General features: G+C 62.5%; 19 protein-coding genes. 10 read left to right on the forward strand and 9 right to left on the reverse strand.

The window, feature by feature from the left end; translation table 11 throughout:
* Window positions 1-120 precede the first annotated feature (120 nt).
* Window positions 121-1,455, reverse strand: coding sequence for a PLP-dependent aminotransferase family protein (locus tag QYH69_RS13235; RefSeq protein ID WP_308832308.1), 1,335 nt, complete (start codon window positions 1,453-1,455; stop codon window positions 121-123).
* A gap of 108 nt (window positions 1,456-1,563) precedes the next feature.
* Between QYH69_RS13235 and QYH69_RS13240 the strand changes: the two genes are divergently transcribed.
* The 3 genes from QYH69_RS13240 (at window position 1,564) to QYH69_RS13250 (ending at window position 5,022) form a co-directional block, all read left to right on the forward strand.
* Complete coding sequence (locus QYH69_RS13240; protein WP_308832309.1) at window positions 1,564-2,172, forward strand: DJ-1/PfpI family protein; 609 nt, start codon at window positions 1,564-1,566, stop codon at window positions 2,170-2,172.
* A gap of 199 nt (window positions 2,173-2,371) precedes the next feature.
* A complete protein-coding gene (locus QYH69_RS13245; protein WP_308832310.1) occupies window positions 2,372-4,240 on the forward strand; it encodes an FAD-binding oxidoreductase in 1,869 nt (622 codons plus the stop codon).
* A gap of 59 nt (window positions 4,241-4,299) precedes the next feature.
* Entirely contained in the window at window positions 4,300-5,022 is a 723-nt protein-coding gene (locus QYH69_RS13250) for a haloacid dehalogenase type II (protein WP_308832311.1), read from the forward strand.
* A 36-nt stretch (window positions 5,023-5,058) separates the two neighbouring features.
* On the opposite strand, the gene QYH69_RS13255 is transcribed toward QYH69_RS13250, so the two are convergent.
* Entirely contained in the window at window positions 5,059-5,487 is a 429-nt protein-coding gene (locus tag QYH69_RS13255; protein WP_308832312.1) for a hypothetical protein, read from the reverse strand.
* A 225-nt stretch (window positions 5,488-5,712) separates the two neighbouring features.
* A complete protein-coding gene (locus tag QYH69_RS13260; RefSeq protein WP_308832313.1) occupies window positions 5,713-5,853 on the reverse strand; it encodes a hypothetical protein in 141 nt (46 codons plus the stop codon).
* 221 nt (window positions 5,854-6,074) lie between these two features.
* Here QYH69_RS13260 and QYH69_RS13265 point away from each other — a divergent pair, with 221 nt between their 5' ends.
* Entirely contained in the window at window positions 6,075-6,521 is a 447-nt protein-coding gene (locus QYH69_RS13265; RefSeq protein WP_308832314.1) for a DUF2231 domain-containing protein, read from the forward strand.
* Window positions 6,514-7,833 (forward strand): sorbosone dehydrogenase family protein, encoded by a 1,320-nt coding sequence (locus tag QYH69_RS13270; RefSeq protein WP_308832315.1) that lies wholly within the window; start codon window positions 6,514-6,516, stop codon window positions 7,831-7,833. The genes QYH69_RS13265 and QYH69_RS13270 overlap by 8 nt, the downstream gene beginning before the upstream one ends.
* Before the next feature lie 420 nt (window positions 7,834-8,253).
* Here QYH69_RS13270 and QYH69_RS13275 read toward each other — a convergent pair whose 3' ends face one another.
* Complete coding sequence (locus QYH69_RS13275; RefSeq protein WP_308832316.1) at window positions 8,254-8,487, reverse strand: hypothetical protein; 234 nt, start codon at window positions 8,485-8,487, stop codon at window positions 8,254-8,256.
* Between QYH69_RS13275 and QYH69_RS13280 the strand changes: the two genes are divergently transcribed.
* Window positions 8,486-9,421, forward strand: a complete 936-nt coding sequence (locus tag QYH69_RS13280; RefSeq protein WP_308832317.1) for an AraC family transcriptional regulator — start codon at window positions 8,486-8,488, stop codon at window positions 9,419-9,421. The genes QYH69_RS13275 and QYH69_RS13280 overlap by 2 nt on opposite strands.
* Here the strand turns inward: QYH69_RS13280 and QYH69_RS13285 are convergent, their stop codons facing one another.
* A complete protein-coding gene (locus tag QYH69_RS13285; RefSeq protein WP_308832318.1) occupies window positions 9,422-9,601 on the reverse strand; it encodes a hypothetical protein in 180 nt (59 codons plus the stop codon).
* 58 nt (window positions 9,602-9,659) lie between these two features.
* Here QYH69_RS13285 and QYH69_RS13290 point away from each other — a divergent pair, with 58 nt between their 5' ends.
* The 3 genes from QYH69_RS13290 to QYH69_RS13300 all read left to right on the forward strand — a co-directional run bounded on the left by QYH69_RS13290 (window position 9,660) and on the right by QYH69_RS13300 (window position 12,981).
* Complete coding sequence (locus tag QYH69_RS13290; protein WP_308832319.1) at window positions 9,660-9,935, forward strand: hypothetical protein; 276 nt, start codon at window positions 9,660-9,662, stop codon at window positions 9,933-9,935.
* Between the two features lie 221 nt (window positions 9,936-10,156).
* A complete protein-coding gene (locus QYH69_RS13295) occupies window positions 10,157-11,431 on the forward strand; it encodes a multidrug effflux MFS transporter (protein ID WP_308832320.1) in 1,275 nt (424 codons plus the stop codon).
* A gap of 149 nt (window positions 11,432-11,580) precedes the next feature.
* Window positions 11,581-12,981 carry an amidase family protein gene (locus QYH69_RS13300; RefSeq protein ID WP_308832321.1) on the forward strand — a complete coding sequence of 467 codons (1,401 nt, stop codon included), beginning with the start codon at window positions 11,581-11,583 and terminating at the stop codon, window positions 12,979-12,981.
* Between the two features lie 235 nt (window positions 12,982-13,216).
* Here the strand turns inward: QYH69_RS13300 and QYH69_RS13305 are convergent, their stop codons facing one another.
* From QYH69_RS13305 to QYH69_RS13320, 4 genes are all read right to left on the reverse strand, one after another.
* The gene (locus QYH69_RS13305; protein ID WP_308832322.1) at window positions 13,217-14,101 is read right to left on the reverse strand and encodes a hypothetical protein; all 885 of its coding nucleotides are present in this window, start codon (window positions 14,099-14,101) and stop codon (window positions 13,217-13,219) included.
* Between the two features lie 75 nt (window positions 14,102-14,176).
* A complete protein-coding gene (locus QYH69_RS13310; protein ID WP_308832323.1) occupies window positions 14,177-15,100 on the reverse strand; it encodes a DUF2950 domain-containing protein in 924 nt (307 codons plus the stop codon).
* A 12-nt stretch (window positions 15,101-15,112) separates the two neighbouring features.
* Entirely contained in the window at window positions 15,113-16,612 is a 1,500-nt protein-coding gene (locus tag QYH69_RS13315) for a DUF3300 domain-containing protein (RefSeq protein WP_308832324.1), read from the reverse strand.
* Window positions 16,613-16,737: 125 nt separating this feature from the next.
* The gene (locus tag QYH69_RS13320; protein ID WP_308832325.1) at window positions 16,738-17,136 is read right to left on the reverse strand and encodes a hypothetical protein; all 399 of its coding nucleotides are present in this window, start codon (window positions 17,134-17,136) and stop codon (window positions 16,738-16,740) included.
* A 300-nt stretch (window positions 17,137-17,436) separates the two neighbouring features.
* On the opposite strand from QYH69_RS13320, the gene QYH69_RS13325 reads away from it, so the two are divergent.
* The gene (locus QYH69_RS13325; protein ID WP_308832326.1) at window positions 17,437-17,655 is read left to right on the forward strand and encodes a DUF2964 family protein; all 219 of its coding nucleotides are present in this window, start codon (window positions 17,437-17,439) and stop codon (window positions 17,653-17,655) included.
* The last annotated feature ends 120 nt before the right edge of the window (window positions 17,656-17,775 follow it).

A 17,775-nucleotide genomic window follows, 5' to 3' on the forward strand; every position in this document is an offset into this window, starting at 1 on the left:
CCGTCTCACCACTGAAATTAAAGCCGCGCGCTGATACTTTTTTGCATTCGGGTTTAGCCCTAGGGACATCCAGGTCAATTTTTGTGCAAAGCAGCAGGGCTCGGATTTTTGCGGACCGCACTAGTACGTATGGTCCGCCATCACGCGCCGGACACGATTTAGCGCGGCCTTCAGCGTGGCAGCGTCGACAGAGCCCAAGGCCAGACGAATCGCGTGAGGCGCTTGCGGGCTGGTCGAAAACGGTTCGGCCGTGGAAACCGACACCCGTTGCTCGAGCAGCGCGCTCGCAATCCGGTCAGCGCGCGTTTCGGCGGGCAGCGGCAGCCAGACGAAGTACGACGCCGGGTGGCTGATCCGCTTCAACGGTCCGAGCGCTTCGACGGCTATCGCCTGCCTTGACCTCGCGTCCTTGCGTTTCTCGTCTTCGAGCCGGTCGACGGTGCCGTCGTCGAGCCAGCCGCAAGCGAGCGACGTCATGACGCCAGGCGTATTCCACGTTGTCACCCTGATCGCGCGTTCGATCTTCGGCACGAATGCTCGTGGTGCGGCGACGTAGCCGACACGCAAGCCCGTTGCGATGTTTTTCGAAAAGCCTGAGACGTAGACGGTCAACTCCGGTGCGAAGGTGGCGAGCGGCGGCGGCGCGTGGTCGGCGAGAAATGCATAGGCGCCGTCTTCGATCACGAGCAGGCCGTGGCGACGTGCGATCGATGCCAAAGCGCGGCGCCTGCCTGTTTTCATGACCCAGCCGAGCGGGTTGTGGAGCGTCGGCATCGTATAGATCGCGCGCACGCGCCGGCGTTTGCATAGCGCTTCGAGTGCATCGACGTCGGGGCCGTCGCCCGCTGCGGGCAAGGGCGCGAGTTCGAGACGATGCGCCTGCGCAAGCAGCTTGAAGCCGGGATAGGTGAGCGCATCCACGGCGACGACGTCGCCCGGCTGCAGAAATGCCATGACGGTCGTGGCGAGACCATGTTGGGCACCGTCGACCAACATCACCTGATCGTCGGTCACACGAAGGCCGCGGCGCGCGAGATGGCGCGCCACCGATGCGCGTTCATGCCTGCGGCCTCCATGCGGCTGATAACGGAGCAGCGCTTCGAGGTCGCCCGCCTGAGACAACTGCCGTAATGCTGTTCTCAGCAGGTCTGCTTGACCCGGCAGCGCCGGGTAATTGAAGTTCAGGTCGACGATATCCGCGGCGACGGACACCTGATCGATGCCATGAGCGCGCGGCAGTAGCGCTTCCTTGACGAACGTGCCGCGCCCGGTCTCGCCGCTGACGAGCCCCATGGCGTTCAGTTCCGCGTAGACGCGCGTGGCCGTCACGAGCGCGAGCCCTTCTTTTGCAGCGAGATTTCGATGCGTGGGCAAGCGTGTGCCCGGCGCGAGGCGGCCGCTGCGGATATCGGCCGCGAGCCTGTCGACGAGTTGCTTGTAACGGGGTGTGGGCATCGCAAATGTATCCATGACAATTTTTTGATTGTCTTCATTTTTGCCCGTAGCATCGGTGTCGCGCAAGCATGATCGCCGCGCAACGCGAACACACAAAGGAACAACCGCATGCATATCGCCATTCTCACTTTCGAGGGCTTCAACGAACTCGATTCGCTGATCGTGCTCGGCATACTCAATCGTGTGAAGAAGCCGGCCTGGCGCGTGTCGATCGCGTGCCCGACGGCCGAGGTGCGCTCGATGAACGGTGTCGTGCTAAAGGCCCAGGCGTCGCTTGAAGATGCGTCGCAGGCCGATGCGGTGATCGTCGGCAGCGGCGCGCTGACACGCGGGGTGGTCGCGGATGCCGTGCTGATGTCGCGGCTGAAGCTCGACCCCGCGCGCCAGCTGTTGGGCGCGCAATGCTCGGGCACGCTCGTGCTTGCGAAGCTCGGCCTTCTGCACGGCGTGCCCGCATGCACGGATTTGACGACCCGGCCGTGGGTGGAGGCGGCCGGCGTTCGGATCGTGAATCAGCCGTTCATTGCGAACGCGAACGTCGCAACGGCCGGCGGTTGTCTCGCATCGCAGTATCTGGCCGCATGGGTCATCGCGCGTCTCGAAGGGGTGGAAGCGGCGCGCAGTGCGATCCACTACGTGGCGCCCGTCGGCGAGAAAGACGGTTACGTCGAGCGCGCGATGCGAAATATCATGCCCTTCCTCGAAGGGGCGCGCTGAATCACCTCGTATGTGTCTGCGTCTACTCCATGCGGTCGTTACGCTGTTAAAAGCGGCTGTCGACGGGCCTCGCTTATTCCATATGGATCGCTCGCGGCGCGGTGGTGGAAAGCAGGCCGGCTTTCGGATATCTTTTCGTTGCTTCCGGCGGTAAGCGATCCTGATGTCCTGACCGGCAGCATCGCGGAGACAGTCGCATATGGCTTCATTGAAAAGAAGAACGCTGATCAACGCTGCAATCGGCATAGCCGCAACGGGATATATGCGCCGTCTGATGCCGCTCGCTGCGGAGCAGGAGCCTGCATCGGCGCCGGTGCCGCTGCCCGCGCAAACGCCGCCGAGGACAATGCGCCGTGTGCGCCCCGCGGACCCCGACTGGCCGTCCGCCCGCGATTGGGCATCGTTGAAAGAAAAGGTAGGCGGACGCCTGCTCGAAGTTTCGTCGCCATTCGATGCATGCCGGGCTTCACCACGCGATACCGCCTGCAAGAACGCACTCGCGCAGATCAGGAACCCGTATTTTCTCGGCGACGAACCTGCTTTGACTCAATCGTCGGGCTGGATCGACGCATGGACTTCGTCGCCGAGCGTCTACGCGGTGGCGGCCGAACAGCCGAACGACGTCGCCGAAGCGGTGAAGTTCGCGCGCGACCGTCGGTTGCGGCTCGTGGTGAAAGGCGGCGGTCACAGCTACCAGGGCACGTCGAATGCGCCCGATTCGCTTCTGATCTGGACGCGGCGGATGCGCGGCATTCGCCTGTACGACGCGTTCGTGCCGCTCGATTGCGAAGGCGACATGCCGCCGCAGCCTGCGGTGACGGTGGGCGCAGGCGAGATCTGGATGCACGTGTACGAAGCGGTAACGACGCAAGGCGGCCGCTATGTTCAAGGCGGTGGCTGTGCGACGGTCGGCGTCGCGGGCCTCGTGCAAAGCGGCGGCTTCGGGAATTTCTCGAAGAAGTTCGGCACAGCGGCGAGTTCGCTGCTTCAGGCGGAAATCGTGACGGCGGACGGCATCGAACGGATTGTCAACGCGCGTACCGATCCGGACCTGTTCTGGGCGATCAAGGGCGGAGGCGGCGGCAGCTTCGGCGTCGTGACGAGCCTCACGTTAAAAACGCATCCGTTGCCCGACTATGTCGGCGTCGTATCGGCGACGCTCAAGGCCGCGTCGCCTGAAGCGTTTCGCCGTTTGATCGACGGCTTTCTCGCGTTCAGTGCGGATAGTCTGCTGAACGAACATTGGGGCGAGACGGTATCGATGCGGCCCGACCGCACATTGCGCATTTCGATGCTGTTTCAAGGCCTCGATCGCGCTGAAGCGACGCGCATCTGGCAGTCGTTTTTCGATTCGGTATCGGGCGCAAACGATAGCATCCGCATGACGGAGCCGCCGCAGATTCTCGCGATTTCTGCACGACATTTTTGGGACCCGGCGTTCATTATGAAAAACGCGCCGAATGCGATGAAGGCGGATACACGCCCCGGTGCGCCGAAACGCAATGTGTTCTGGGCAACCGACATAGCGGATGCCGGCCAGTTCCTGTACGGCTATGAATCGATGTGGCTGCCGGCGGCGTTGCTCGATCCGTCGGCGCGGGCGTCGCTCACGGATGCGCTGTTTCAGGCAAGCAGCCAGTGGAACGTGACGCTGCACTTCAACAAGGGGCTAGCCGGTGCGCCGGACGAAGTGCTCAACGCGGCGCGCGAGACGGCAACGAATCCCGACGTGCTGAACGCGTTCGCGTTGGCGATTATCGCGGGCGAAGGGCCGGCCCCCTTTGCGGGCATGCCGGGCAGCGCCGTCGATGTACCCGCGGCCCGGCGTACGGCCGCACGCATTCACGACGCCGCGCAGAGCTTGCGCGTGGTCGCGCCGCGCGCGGGCAGCTACGTCTCCGAAAGCAGCTACTTTCAGCAGGACTGGCCGCGCGCATACTGGGGCGAGCATTATCCGATGCTAAGCGAGGTGAAGCGCAAGTACGACCCCGATGGTCTGTTCTTCGTGCATCAGGGGGTGGGCTCGCAAGAATGGGATCGCGAAGGTTTCGTGCGCCTGTCGACGTGAGCACGGTGGCCGCGTCTGCTATAAAACGGGAACAGCGACTCGACCCTCGGGACCACACGATGAAAGATGTGAAAGCTTTTGTATTCGATGTCTTCGGCACGCTCGTCGACTGGCGAGGCGGCGTGGCGCGCGAAGCGGCGCCGTTCCTGCAACGGCATGGCCGCGGTGCACACGAAGCCGAGGCTTTTGCCGATGCATGGCGCGCGCTTTACCAGCCTGCGATGGAGAAAATCCGTCAGGGCGCGCGCCCGTTCGTGAGGCTCGATGTACTGCACCGGGAGAATCTCGAACAGGTGCTGCCTGCGTTCGGTATCGACAGCCGGCACGTGCCGTCGTCGGAACTCGACGAATTGAACCTTGCGTGGCATCGGCTCGATCCATGGCCCGATACGCTCGAGGGTCTCACGCGGCTCAAATCGCGCTACATCATCGCGCCGCTTTCAAATGGCAATATCCGGCTGATGGTCGATATGGCGAAACGCGGCGGCTTGCCGTGGGACGCCATTCTCGGCGCGGAGGTCGCGCAGGCCTATAAGCCGTCGCCCGAAGCTTATCTGCGGACCGCGGAGGTGCTCGCGTTGCCGCCCGGGAGTATCTGCATGACGGCGGCGCACAACAGCGATCTCGCCGCCGCGCAGAAGTGCGGCCTGAAGACCGCGTTCATTGCGCGGCCCCATGAGCATGGCGCTTCGCAAACAACCGATCTGAAACCCGAAGGGAACTGGGATTGGGTCGCGCGCGACCTCGTCGATCTGGCGAGGCAAGCTGGACTGAACGGGTAACGGACCACGCGTTAACGGCGATCGTCGTCGTTCGCCTCATTCCTGACACTGCACATCCTTCTTCCGCACCGCGATGATGACCGGATAGGTGCCGTGTTCGAGCTCGACGCGCGCGACGACGGACACCAATGTGCTGTCGACGTTCTCGTAGATGCTGACCTTTTCATGGCTCAGGCTCGTGACGCCCGTGCACGCGGACGCGCGGCCTTCGTCGGACACCTGGCAGTTGATGTCGTTGTCCTTCAGGTAGCGAAACTGGTCGAGCCGCGGCGTCGCGAGGTATTCGCGAAGGCTCGGCACCGATCCGCCGACGCCCGAGACATATCCGATGTCGCATGGCAGGGCGGGCGTATCGTTGCTGCTTGATGCCTGGCCCGATGCCTGGCCCGCGGGAGTCTGGGCGATTGCAGCGCTGCTAGCGGCTGCGACGAGTGCGGCGAGTGTCGTTGCGAGAAGGTATTTCATGGCGCCATGACGGTGTGTCGGATCAAAACGCCTGATTGTAGTGGCAATCGGGACCCGTAGCTCGTGCGCGCATTGCAGCCCGCGCGCGGTGAACGGAAGGTCCGCTCTGATGCAAGCGGTGTGCGGATGTTCGCCGATGTATTTTTGCCTTCGGTCGCGTCATCGCATCATGGTCGGGCATTGATGCGCACCCGCGTCACTGCGTTTTCACGGTCGACAACGATCTCAGCGTGACGGGCTGATCGCGGAAATGCCGCCGTGCGGCGCGTCCATGCTGTCGTTGCCGGCGTCGTGAGCTTTTTTGCACGCGCCGACGCCGAATGCGAGCACGGCAGTTGCAATGGCTACGTAAGCAAAACGTTTCATCGCTGCTCCTCGCGAGGTGCGGGTTGAGCGCATATTGCGTGAATATGCGCGTGATCGGCTGGGGCAAAGTCGCCCCCGTCCTTTGATTTTGCAGCAGACGCTGTGCCCGATTGTCGCGAGCATATCGATCGCCATTCGATACTGCTGACGGCATTTCGAAGGGCTCGGGCATGGTGTGTGCGTACGCATGGGCATCTCCACCCCTCGAGACATGCCGATCCATGAGTACGATCACGCCCACTTACCGTTCGAGGTTCGCCACGGCGCTCTTCGATCTACTGAACCCCATTCCGTATGGCCTCTTTGTCGGCACGCTGATATTCGACGTTACCTATGCGACCACCCGCAATGTGTTCTGGGGCAAAGGCGCCGCGTGGCTCGTCACGGTCGCTTTGTTCTTCGCGATCATTCCGCGCCTCATCAATCTTTGTCATGTATGGTTCGCGCCGTCCCGTTATCCCGCTACCGGCATCGAGAAGCTCGACTTCTGGTTGAACCTGCTCGGCATTATCGCGGCCATCGTCAATGCCTTCGTGCATAGCCGCGATGCGTACGCAATGGTTCCGCTCAACGTGATTCTGTCGATCGTCGCTGTCGCGTTGCTAAGCGTCGGGCATATTGCAATCGCAGTCGATAAAGCGCGTTTCAAGGAGGTGGTGCATGAATAAGCTCGCTTTGAAGGGCTCGCTCGTCGTCGCTGTCGCGGCGCTCGTCAGCGGATGCAACGACCACGCGCAGTATGACGACCAGCATCAGTACGGCGCCAATCCGCCGATGCCGGCGGAGCGGAATTTTCTGGCGCCGCCGATGCAGGTGCCGAAGTTCGTCGGCTGGAAAGATGGCGAGGCGCCAAAAGTGGCCGAGGGCCTGAAGATCGAGAAGATCGCCTCGGGGCTTGTGCATCCGCGCCAGGTTTATACGCTGCCGAACGGCGATATTCTCGTCGCGGAATCGAACAGCCCGAATGAAGAGGCCGTAACCACGCCGAAGCAACTGATTGCAGGGCTCGTCGAAGGCCGCTCGGGCAAGAAGGCCAAGGGCGCGAATCGCATTTCGTTGTTGCGCGAGCGCAATGACGGCAGCGGGCAGTGGGACAAATATGTGTTCATCGATAATCTGCATTCGCCGTTCGGCATGCAGCTCGTCGGCGATACGCTTTACGTCGCGGATACTGACGCGATTCTGAAGTTTCCGTACAAGACCGGCGAGACACATATTGCGGAGCGCGGCGTCGAACTGACCGATCTTCCCGATACGATCAATCACCACTGGACCAAGGCGTTGCTTGCGAGTCCGGACGGCAAGAAGCTTTTTGTCGGCGTTGGCTCGAACAGCAATGTCGGCGAAAACGGTCTCGACGTCGAATACCGGCGCGCGGACGTGCTCGAAGTGGATATCGCGACTGGCGGCAGCCGTATTTATGCAGCAGGCATACGCAATCCGACCGGGCTGCAATGGGAACCGAAGACAGGGCAGTTGTGGGCCGTCGCCAACGAACGCGATGAAATCGGCGCGGACCTCGTCCCCGACTATCTGACGTCGGTGCAGGAGAACGCCTTTTACGGCTGGCCTTATAGCTACTATGGCCAGCACGTCGATCCGCGCGCGCAACCTCAGCGTCCGGACCTCGTGGCGAAGGCGATCAAGCCCGATTATGCAATCGGCTCGCACGTCGCACCGCTCGGACTGCTGTTCTATACGGGCGACAATCTGCCCGCGCCATATCGTGGCGGTGCGTTTATCGGCGAGCACGGCAGTTGGGACCGCTCGCCGTTAAGCGGATATCAGGTCGCTTATGTCGCGTTCGATAACGGCAAACCCGTTGGCGATCCGAAGCCTGTCGTCACGGGCTTTGCGTCCGGGGATCAGAAGCAGTTGCGTGGCGCGCCGGTCGGGCTCGCGCAAGGCAAGGACGGTGCGCTGATCATTGCCGATGACGTCGGCAACGCAGTCTGGCGCGTAACGAAAGCGGGCAGCTAGCAGAGCAGGGACGAGGCCTCGATGTTCACAGCGTATGTTGGGCATCGAGGTTGGCCTTTAGCGCGCAATACCTCAGCCGACTCGGCCTGTTAAAACATGAGACATGCGCGATGCACGCATGTCCAGTTGCAAATCGATCAATTGCAAGCATCAGTCAACTGCTGGCAATGCCCAGTCAAAAGCGAGTCGAACGTGCACGCGCACCACGCGTCATCAGACGCGTGTATCAACGATCTTTCATCCATATCGACACAAGCCAGAATGCTTATGCACTCTTAAAACTCTTTACCGCGAGTGTCGGCATGTCACGCATGAGCTAAAGGCGATGGCTTCTCCGTTGACAGTACATCCAGGTGACCGCTAGTCTTCGCCGTCAACCGTATTGCATCGACTCGCGGCAGTCCGTCCGCGATCGGATCTTTAGTGTTTTGCGCCGGGATCGCGCAACGGTTGCGCTTGCTGCGCGAATGGGAATTCGATTTGCCTGTCCGTTGCAGTGCCTTGACTGAACATATCAGGATTCAGATGTGCTGTTTCTTTATCACGGATCGAATGCTTAATATTGCTATTAAACGGCCGCGCGTTTTTCTCGCTAAAGCACATGGATACTGAGCGCGCGGCAATCGGCCGATTCGAGGTGAGCAGTGTTCGCATGGACACAGACGCTGTCGATCGCAGGCATCAGGAAGCGTTTCGCGTGGACGGCATGCTGGTCCAATTCGGAGCCGGCGGGCCCGGCGACTCCGTCGTGCGCAACTGGAGCCTCGGTCCGCTCGGCTTGATGCTGCTCGAAGTCGGCAATCTGTCGCTGATGCCTGATTCGACCTATACCGAACGATTCGTGTATCTGGCCGTGATCCTGTCCGGCGGCGTCACAATCGAAGCAAACGGACAAAAGCACATCCGCGGCGCCGACAGCGTGGTGCTGATCGATCTGGACGTGCCGCATGTCCAGCGCTTCGATCAGTCTTCCGAGGCCATCGTGCTCAGAATTCCGCGCAAGGTCCTCGCGGATCGCGGCGGTTTTCGCGAGCGGCGGCTCGGGTTGCTGACGCCGGACATGACCGAGCCGGACGTGCGCGCGGTGTGCGAAACCGTCGAACTGATCGGCCGGCAGAGCGGGCATACGAGTATCGAGTTGCGTCGCCGGCAAGGCGAGCATCTGCTCGACATCTTCAGCGCGATCATCGACGATCCTTACGGCCTCGCGAGCCGGCGCAGCAGCAGTGCGACGCTGTTGCGCGCCAAGCGGTTCATCTCGCAGAACATCGGCAATGTCGATCTCAGCGTAAAGCTCGTTGCCACTGCGGTTGGAGCGTCGGAAGCACATCTGCATCGCCTGTTCCGCACGGACGGCCAATCGTTGATGCGCTACGTGCTGTGTCTGCGGCTCGAACTCGCTGCCGAATTGCTGACGCGTATGAGCGAACGCCGCTTGCATATCAAGGAGATCGCGTACCGATGCGGCTTTTTGAATGCCGCGCATTTTAGCCGTGCATTCAGGCAACGCTTCGGCGTTTCGCCAAGGGTTGCGGCGACGTCCGGCGTTAAGGTCGAACGCAAGTTCGAAGACGATCCGGCTGACTGATCAGGTCATTCCTCGCGCCTCTTTTTCACGGCCCGTCGTGGACGACGATTCGTCGCACTTTGCGCGCATCAGGATAGTGGTGGAATAGTCCTGATTTTTGTCGGCAAGAACAGAAGAAAAAAAATTTAGTTTGCCCAATGATTCGGAATAGCCGGTGTTTTCCGTCTGTTCTGAATTCAAGTGCGCCGATCATTGTTGCAGATTTCCTCTTGTGCGCACTTCAAATGCGGAGGTGCATATGGAGAAGATGATCACGCAGTGCAGCGCCGATATTCCGGCGTCGTGGCGTGCGGCGGTGCGGCCAACGCTTGTCTGCACGATTTCGAGGTCTACGTCGACAGCGACGGAGCTGTTCGGTTTGCAGCGCGATGTAGCGTCGCCAGAGACTCATACGGTCGACTCGGCGCGGTCGACGAGGCTCGCGGCAACGTGGGGGCGGACCGTCGACGGTACGCTCGTTTGCCGCTGGGTCAGCAGCGTGGAAACGCAGCTCTCCTGCGCGGAGCAGGAGTAAACGTCGTGCGCAGAATGCGCACGGCGCACTCGAAGAAGCATCGTGCGGAATGGCGAGCGGCGCCGCGTGGCTGACTGAATGCCAATGCGTGTGCCGTGGGGACTCGCATCGGTTGGCGAAAGCTCAGGCACAATACCTGTCTTTAACGGCCATGCAGGCGGCTTTCGATGGTTCGGGCCGCATGACGCGCCGTCGCCGCGATCCGCTTCCACGATGCTTTCATGAAAGACGATACCCCAGCCAGTCATCCCTCTCACCGTGCCTCTTCCGCGCGTTCAAAGAACTCGCAGCGCTTCCTGATCTTTCTGACCTGCCTGTTTACGTCGGCAGGCCAGCTTGCAATCGATATCTACGTGCCCGCGCTACCGGCGATGGCGCGTTACTTTCAGACCTCGCCGCAAGCGATCCAGTCGAGCGTGTCCGGCTTCATGGCGGCCTACGCATTCGGGCAGCTCGTGTTCGGCCCCGTTGCCGACGCATATGGGCGCAAACGGGTGCTGGCGTTCGGGCTGATCGTCTACACGATCGGCTGTCTGCTTTCGCTCGCCGCACCGAATCTCGAAACGTTCGTGCTTGCGCGATGCTTGCAGGGCTTCGGCATCGCCGCGACGAATCTGCTTGCGAAGGCGATCACCACCGACTCGTTTTCGGGCGAGGCGCTCATGCACGCGTTCACGTATCTCTCGATCGCCTGGGGGCTGGCACCGATTATCGCGCCGGTGATCGGCGCGCATCTGCAGACATGGTTCGGCTGGCATTCGTGCCTTGTTTTCCTGCTCGTCTATTCGCTCCTCATGTGGGCGGTGTGGTGGCGCTATCAGGAGACCTTGCCGGTGCCGGTTCAGCTCGAGATGCGCACGCTCATGGTCAACGCGCGCAAGGTGCTGTCGAGCCCCATCTTCCAGAGCTGCTTTCTTGCGCAGGGCATCTGCTACAGCATCCTGCTCGTTTTCAATATCGTCGGGCCGTTCATGGTGCAGAACACGTTGCATAAGCCGCCGACGTACTTCGGCTACCTCGCGCTCGGCATCGGCATGGCGTACTTTATCGGCGGTCTGTCCAATCGTATTCACGGTCCGCGTCTGCCGACCGCCGAGCAGCGCTTGCGCATCGGCGCGCGCGTCATGGCGGGCACGTCGGTCGTCATGTTGCTGCTTGCGTTGACGGTCGGGCTACGCGTCTGGACACTCGCTATACCGGTTCTCGTGATGGGCGTGTGCGCCGGCGCGATGTATCCGACGCTGATGGCCAAGGGCAATTCGCTGTTTCCGAATATCGCGGGTTTGACCGCTGCGATTCTCGGCTGCGCGCTGCTGCTCGTATCGGCCGCGATGATGGGCCTTGCCGGTTTCGTCTCCGTGCATGTGCTAACGCCGCTCGCGCTGTTCTTCGTGATTCTCGCTTTCACGGTCGTCGCAATGGTGACGAAGCTGTTACGGCATCTCGCGCAATTGCAGGACCAGGGCGTCGGGGGGCGCGGCGGCGAAGCGGCTTGACCGGCATGGCGGGGGGCTTGCATCTGGGCTGCATCGGGGCTTGCATCGCGCACGTGAGCGGCACAAAGCAGCGTAAGCGATAAAGCGGGGTAAGGGACGCTACCGTCATCGATGGCGTAGCCGGTTTGGCAAACATTAGGAGCGTGCTCATGTCTGAACTCTGGCGTTTATCGGCAACCGAACTCGCACGGCTTGTCCGCAATCGCGAAGTATCCGCGCGTGAAGCCGCGCGGGATGCGCTCGAGCGGCTCGATGCGGTGAACCCGCGTATCAATGCGGTGGTTGCGCACCGTCCCGAATCGGTCTACGAACAGGCGGATCTCGTCGATCGGGCGATTGCGCGCGGCGAAGATCCGGGTCCGCTCGCGGGCGTCACGGTCACGACCAAGATCAACGTCGATCAGGCGGGCTTCGCGACGACGAACGGCACACGTCTGCAGGAAAACCTGGTGGCTGAGTTCAACAGCCCCGTCGTCGATAACCTCGTTCGCGCGGGCGCTGTGCTGCTTGGCCGGACGAACTCGCCCACGTTCGCGCTGCGCTGGTTCACGAGCAATCAGATCCACGGTCGTACATACAATCCGCGCAACCGGTCGCTGACGCCGGGCGGGTCGAGCGGCGGCGCCGCGGCGGCGGTGGCGGCCGGGATCGGACATCTCGCGCTTGGCACGGACATCGGCGGGTCCGTTCGCTATCCCGCGTATGCGTGCGGCGTGCATGGCATCAAGCCCGGCATTGGCCGCGTGCCGGCTTTCAATGCGTCGTCGCCGGAGCGGCCGATCGGCGCGCAACTGATGTCGAGTGCGGGGCCGATCGCGCGCACGGTAGAAGATCTGCGCGTTGCGTTGATCGCGATGTCGGCGCCCGATCTGCGCGACCCGTGGTCGATGCCGGTTCCGTTCGACGGCCCGCAGGCGCCGCTCACAGCCGCGCTTTGTCTGCGCCCCGGCGGCATGGCCGTCGCGAAGGAAGTGGAAGACGCGTTGCTCGATGCCGGGCGGCGTCTTGCCGATGCCGGATGGACGGTCGAGCAGATCGACGACACGCCGTTGATTCGCGAGGCAGGCGAGGTGCAGGAACGTCTGTGGCTCGGCGACGGCTATCCCGCACTGGTCGACGCCGTTGCGCGCGACGGCGACCCTGGCGCGCGTGCCGTGGTCGAAGGCGTGCGCGCGACGGTCGAGGCAATGCCCGCCGATGCGCTCACGCGTTCGCTCGTGCGGCGCACGACATTGACGCGCGCGTGGCGTCAGTTCCTCGCGCAATACCCGGTGCTGTTGCTGCCGGTATCGGGCGAACTGCCGTTTGCCGACGACCTCGACATGCAGGGCGACGCGAGCTTTCAGCGCGTCTGGGAAGCGCAACTGACAATGCGCGCGCTGCCGGCGATGGGGCTGCCGGGGCTCGTCGTGTCGACCGGCATGGCCGGCTCGGTGCCGGTCGGCGTGCAGATCGTCGCCGGGCATTTTCGCGAGGACTTGTGTCTGCTCGCCGGTAAGGCGATCGAGGCGCGTGGCGCGCCCGCTTCGCCGGTTGATCCGGCCGAATAAGTGCTGAACTAGCGGCGCCGCCGTGAGTGCGATGCGGCGGCGGCGACTCGATCGGGCGGCATCGCTTGCAGCCGCGCCGCGGACTTGCGCAGGCCTTCGAAGATGCGCGACGCCACGCCAAATATTCGTGTGAGGCATAAACCGGGATCAGGTGTGGGAAACAAATCCTGGCGAGTCACAAATCCTGGCGAGTTACGCGCCTGCCGATCGCCAGCGATGCCGGTCATTCGCTGCGTCAGTGTCCGCGCGCGCGCCCCGGCTGCGTGGAAGCCGGCGACGGCGCGATGGGTGACGAAGCGCCGCGTGCCGGCGTTACGCTTTCGTCGACCGAATGCATGATCGTAAGAAGCAGAACGACGTCGCGGTCGGGATCGGGCATCGACAGGATCGCATGCAAGGTCACGCGCGTCGCCCAGCATGCGTCGCTCGGCGTCGCCTGGGATGGATTGGATACGTAGTTTTCGAAACGCGACATATCGTATGTGTTCCCGCCGAGCTGGACAAAGAGCGCGCGCGAGAGATGATGCTGCGCCGATGCATACTGCGCGCCTGTCGGCAGAATGACCGGGCGATTGAGCGCATCGCTTTCCAGCACCTTCGAAAGCAGCTCGAAGTATTGCGCGACATCCGGTTCCGGCATCTCGCGCAGCGTGACCCGCGCCATGACATCGCTCAAGCTGGTCAACCCGAAGCAATTGACCGGCACGAGCTCGTCGAGAAACTTCGTCATCAGCGCAACGTAGCTGAGCCTGTCGGTGGCGGAAAGCCGCACAAGCCCGTTTGTCATGACGATTTCACGTGCCTGCGGATCGAGAAACAGCCGCCCGATACCGTTTGCGCCGCCCGGGATCGCCGATGCGATAAGCGGATCTTGCCCGATCCTGTCGATCCACGCGCGCACGATGCGCGCCTTGTTCGAGCCTGGATCGACCCCCTGGGCGCGAAACATCTGATCCCAGAAGCGCTGCTCCGGTCGTGGCGACAGCGTCGGAAGGGCCGCATCCTCCGGCAACTGCACGGTGTCGCGGTTATAGCGCAGCGCCGCGTCGGCCGACGTTGCGGTAACGAGCGCAACGAGCGCAACGAGCAATGAGATGAGGCAGCCGGCGAACCTGATCATGGGTTGCCTACTCGAAGCGCGCGGGGCGGCGCGGAGGCGTAGCGAGCTGGACGGACTGTCAACGCATCGGTCGAATCAAGGTGCAACTTTTTTCCAGCCTGGCCCGGGGTCGAACGACTTCATCGCGCTGGCAGTGGCTGCGCTGCCCGGGCCCAGGTCGCGTTCATAGACCTGTCCAGCATGACTCACCATAAACGTCTTGATGCCGGTGTCGTCGTATCGTACTGGCCACGCGATAACTGCGAAGCCGCCGAATAACCGGCCATGCGTGAGGTAGTCATAGGCGCCGCCCGGCGCATGAGGACCTTGCGACGTCAGAAGCTTGTAGTGATAGCCATAGTACGAGCTTCTCTCGGCACTGCGGGAACCAGCCTTCATAAACGCCGGCCCGAGCGGGCTCGGCGGTTCGCCCGGCTGTGTCGGCCAGTAGAGGCCGTCCTGCTTGCCCGGCGAACTCGCCAGTTTCGATGCATAGGCGAGCAGGCCGTCGCCGTCATGATCGGTCGTTGCGTATTCGCGCTGTGCGTCGTAGACGGCGAGCAGCGCCTGTATGACCGCCAGTTCGTTGCGGCCAATCCGGCGCACGCGCATTTCCTCGACGCCCGCGCGCGTATCGAAGTGCCACCCTTGCGCGGCTTTCACGAGCGGAACAGGGAAGGTCCAGCCGTCGTTGCCGACTGCAATCCGCGCGTGTGTCGCATCGATCGTCTGAACCGTATGCGATATGTTCCATTCGTCGATAAAGCGGCCACGCACTTCCGCGCCGACCGGCGGAATCAGCTGGCGAAAGTCGCGGCCGAAGATCGATTGCAGCGCGCTCTCGCGGTTGTCGATGACCGCTTCGCCAAATGCATTCATCGCCGCTTCCGGACTACTGAAGGTTTTCTGCGCGTGTGCGGCCGATATCGTCACGGCGCCGAACACGCATGCGGCGGCGAACACGCGAAGCGCACCGGCAAGCGTCTCGCGCAGCACGCCGAACCCTGACCGTAGCTTCATGCTGTCGCCTCCCTAGCGCCTGCCGCCGCCTCGCATTCCGCCGCCACCGCGCATTCCACCCCCGCCGCTCGACCGGCTGAAACCGGAACTCTGCATGCTCGAACGCCCGCGATCGGCGCTGCGCTGCGCAGAGCCGCCGCCCACGCCTTGAAAGGCGCTGTCGCGCCCGCCGCCACCACCACCGAAACTGCCGCCGCCGACCTGATCGCTCGCGCGGCTGACGTTGCCGGGGCCCGCGTTGCTGCGATTCTGGATGCCGCCGCGGTCGCCGAGGCTCGAGTTGTCCGCGACCGATGCGCGGCTGTTGCGTCCGCCTGCCCGGTCCACGGTCGATGCGCGATTGCCTGCGCCTGCGCCGCCGCGGTCCGCCGTGCTCGCGCGATCGCCTGCGCCCGCGCCGCTGCGGTCGGCGGCCGTTGCACGGTTGCCGGCTCCGGCGCGCTCGGCCGCCGCAGCACGGTTGCCCGCGCCGGCGCGATCGGCGGCGTTCGTGCGCTGGCTCGCAGCGTTATCGCGACCGCGAAAATCGTTTCGTGCCTCGGCTCCGGGCACATTGCCCGCGTACCTGTTGCGAGTCGCGTTGTCGCGATACGCGACGCCCTGACGATGGCTCGCGTCATGCTGCCAGCGGTTGCCGTTCCCCTGCACCTTGGTTCGATCGAAGTTGCGGTCGATATTCGCGGCCTTGTTCACGTTGATATTGACGTCGCCGCCGCCCCAGTTGCAGTTGCTGAAAATCGCGCCCGCGGCGGCGAGGCCGACGCCCCATGCAAAGCCGGTCGCGAGCGCGGCGCCCGGATAATAGGCGGGCGGCGGCGGCCAGTAGTATGGCGGATACGCTGGATAGCTCCACGTGCCATAGACGACCGTCGGGTTGTAGGCCGGCACATAGATCACCTGCGGATCGGCAGGCTCGATGCGCACGATGCTCTGTCCGCCGCTCTGGGCCGGCGGGTCGACGACCACATTCTGCTGTTCGGTCGACTTGAGGTTGCCTGAGTCCTTCGCACGCGCGCGCAAACGCTGAATGGCGGCAAACACGTCTTTTTCCTGCGCGAGGAATGCGTCGCCGAGCTTCTGCGTCCAGTCGAGCTTATCGTTCATCGGCTCGAGAATTTGCGGAAACGCAACGAGCGATTTCACGCTGACGTCCCATGGTTGACTCTCGACGGCCTTGATCGCGGCGTCGCCCTTCAGTTTCGGATTCGCTTTGACCCAGCGCGCGGCGTGCACGATCTCGAGCGGATAGGTCGAGGCCATCAGAACCTGGGATAGTACGGAGTCCGGGTAAAGTGCGATCGGCGCGACCAGTGCTTCGATTTCTTCGGGTTTGAAAGGGGCTGGCTGACTCGCTTGCGCCGCTTGTGCCGCTTGCGCCGGCGGCGCGGCTTGCGCCGGTTGTTGCTCCGCCGGCAAGGGCGTTTGCGCGCACACGATACCTGCTGCGTTCGTCAGCGTGACGAACAGCCACATGTGCACGGCTCTGATCCGTCGTCCGATATGCGAGGACATTGCTGTTCCTCGTGGGGCGTCAACTTAATCTTGATGTTAGGTCATTCAAAGCTGTTTTGTGATGCGTTGAAACACGGAGCAGCGTACTCGCATACCCGGTCGATCCGCGCTGCGCACGAACAGGTTTATCGCGGCGTACAGGCGCCGAACAGCACGTAGGCGTGGTCGCGATCCGCGATCATCGAGGTCATTTCGCCAGTCGTTGAATCGAGCACGAGCGTCCACGCAAAGCCGAGTTCCTTGCCCTGCATCAGAATCTGGTCAGGCATTTTTTCCATAGACTCGATCGGCGTCGAGCGCGACGTTCCCTCGATTGTCTTCTTCGCGAAATCGATACGCATGAATTGCGGCAAGCCGATGTCGGCCGGCAATGCGCGTTCGCAGATTTCGCCGGGATCGCACGAATGCGCATCGACGGTGGCGCAGATAAGCGGGTTTTTGCCGCCGAAATCGGCGGCGGCGCCTGCTAGCGGAAACAGCGCGCAGCCTACGGCGCATGAGATGGCGGTGAGTGTTGTTTTCACGGTTTCAGCTCCGTAGCGCGGCGGCACTAGTTAACCGTCTGGGCTCGTTCGCCCGCGCACGCCGAAGTGGCTCGATTGTATGTAGTCGTTTGCTGCGACGTGTCCTGCGCGAGACGGCTGGCCCCGATCGGAATGGACGTTTCGCCTAGGCGGCGGGCGCTTGCCTCGTCAGCCGAGTATCGGACGCGAATGCGGTAAACGATATTGGACCTTGATCCAATAGCAGAACGCTGCATGGGTGTACTAAGCTGAATCGGTCGCGGAAGGATCGCTTAAGACCCGACGGCGTTAGAGGTGTTCATGAAGAAATCCGAGAGACGTGTCTCTATCGCGCTGATAGGCGTGGCGATCTGGCTCGGCGGACTTTATGCAGCGATTCACGGGCTCGTCTACGACAAGACAATGGAATTCCGCTACGGGGCACTTGCTATATTTGTCGGCGTGGCGATAGCGGTGATCGCGATGAACCTGATTTCGCTTCGAAGATCGAACGGCAAGAAAGAAAAGAGCGTGCTATGACAGGAACGCCGTGGCGGTGCCGCGTCAGCGCACTTACGTCGTGAACATAAGAAGCAGTTCGTCGTACGCACAACGCTGCATATCCAATGCGCATCGGCATGCCGATGCGGGCGGTGTTTC

It is taken from the genome of Paraburkholderia sp. SARCC-3016 (assembly GCF_031119615.1).
Taxonomy (GTDB): domain Bacteria; phylum Pseudomonadota; class Gammaproteobacteria; order Burkholderiales; family Burkholderiaceae; genus Paraburkholderia.

Excerpts from the sequence above, each read along its gene's own strand:
- QYH69_RS13235 (WP_308832308.1), bottom strand. The coding sequence starts at position 1,455 with ATGCCCACACCCCGTTACAAGCAACTCGTCGACAGGCTCGCGGCCGAT.
- QYH69_RS13240 (WP_308832309.1), top strand. The coding sequence starts at position 1,564 with ATGCATATCGCCATTCTCACTTTCGAGGGCTTCAACGAACTCGATTCG.
- QYH69_RS13245 (WP_308832310.1), top strand. The coding sequence starts at position 2,372 with ATGGCTTCATTGAAAAGAAGAACGCTGATCAACGCTGCAATCGGCATA.
- QYH69_RS13250 (WP_308832311.1), top strand. The coding sequence starts at position 4,300 with ATGAAAGATGTGAAAGCTTTTGTATTCGATGTCTTCGGCACGCTCGTC.
- QYH69_RS13255 (WP_308832312.1), bottom strand. The coding sequence starts at position 5,487 with ATGAAATACCTTCTCGCAACGACACTCGCCGCACTCGTCGCAGCCGCT.
- QYH69_RS13260 (WP_308832313.1), bottom strand. The coding sequence starts at position 5,853 with ATGAAACGTTTTGCTTACGTAGCCATTGCAACTGCCGTGCTCGCATTC.
- QYH69_RS13265 (WP_308832314.1), top strand. The coding sequence starts at position 6,075 with ATGAGTACGATCACGCCCACTTACCGTTCGAGGTTCGCCACGGCGCTC.
- QYH69_RS13270 (WP_308832315.1), top strand. The coding sequence starts at position 6,514 with ATGAATAAGCTCGCTTTGAAGGGCTCGCTCGTCGTCGCTGTCGCGGCG.
- QYH69_RS13280 (WP_308832317.1), top strand. The coding sequence starts at position 8,486 with ATGGACACAGACGCTGTCGATCGCAGGCATCAGGAAGCGTTTCGCGTG.
- QYH69_RS13275 (WP_308832316.1), bottom strand. The coding sequence starts at position 8,487 with ATGCGAACACTGCTCACCTCGAATCGGCCGATTGCCGCGCGCTCAGTA.
- QYH69_RS13290 (WP_308832319.1), top strand. The coding sequence starts at position 9,660 with ATGGAGAAGATGATCACGCAGTGCAGCGCCGATATTCCGGCGTCGTGG.
- QYH69_RS13295 (WP_308832320.1), top strand. The coding sequence starts at position 10,157 with ATGAAAGACGATACCCCAGCCAGTCATCCCTCTCACCGTGCCTCTTCC.
- QYH69_RS13300 (WP_308832321.1), top strand. The coding sequence starts at position 11,581 with ATGTCTGAACTCTGGCGTTTATCGGCAACCGAACTCGCACGGCTTGTC.
- QYH69_RS13305 (WP_308832322.1), bottom strand. The coding sequence starts at position 14,101 with ATGATCAGGTTCGCCGGCTGCCTCATCTCATTGCTCGTTGCGCTCGTT.
- QYH69_RS13310 (WP_308832323.1), bottom strand. The coding sequence starts at position 15,100 with ATGAAGCTACGGTCAGGGTTCGGCGTGCTGCGCGAGACGCTTGCCGGT.
- QYH69_RS13315 (WP_308832324.1), bottom strand. The coding sequence starts at position 16,612 with ATGTCCTCGCATATCGGACGACGGATCAGAGCCGTGCACATGTGGCTG.
- QYH69_RS13325 (WP_308832326.1), top strand. The coding sequence starts at position 17,437 with ATGAAGAAATCCGAGAGACGTGTCTCTATCGCGCTGATAGGCGTGGCG.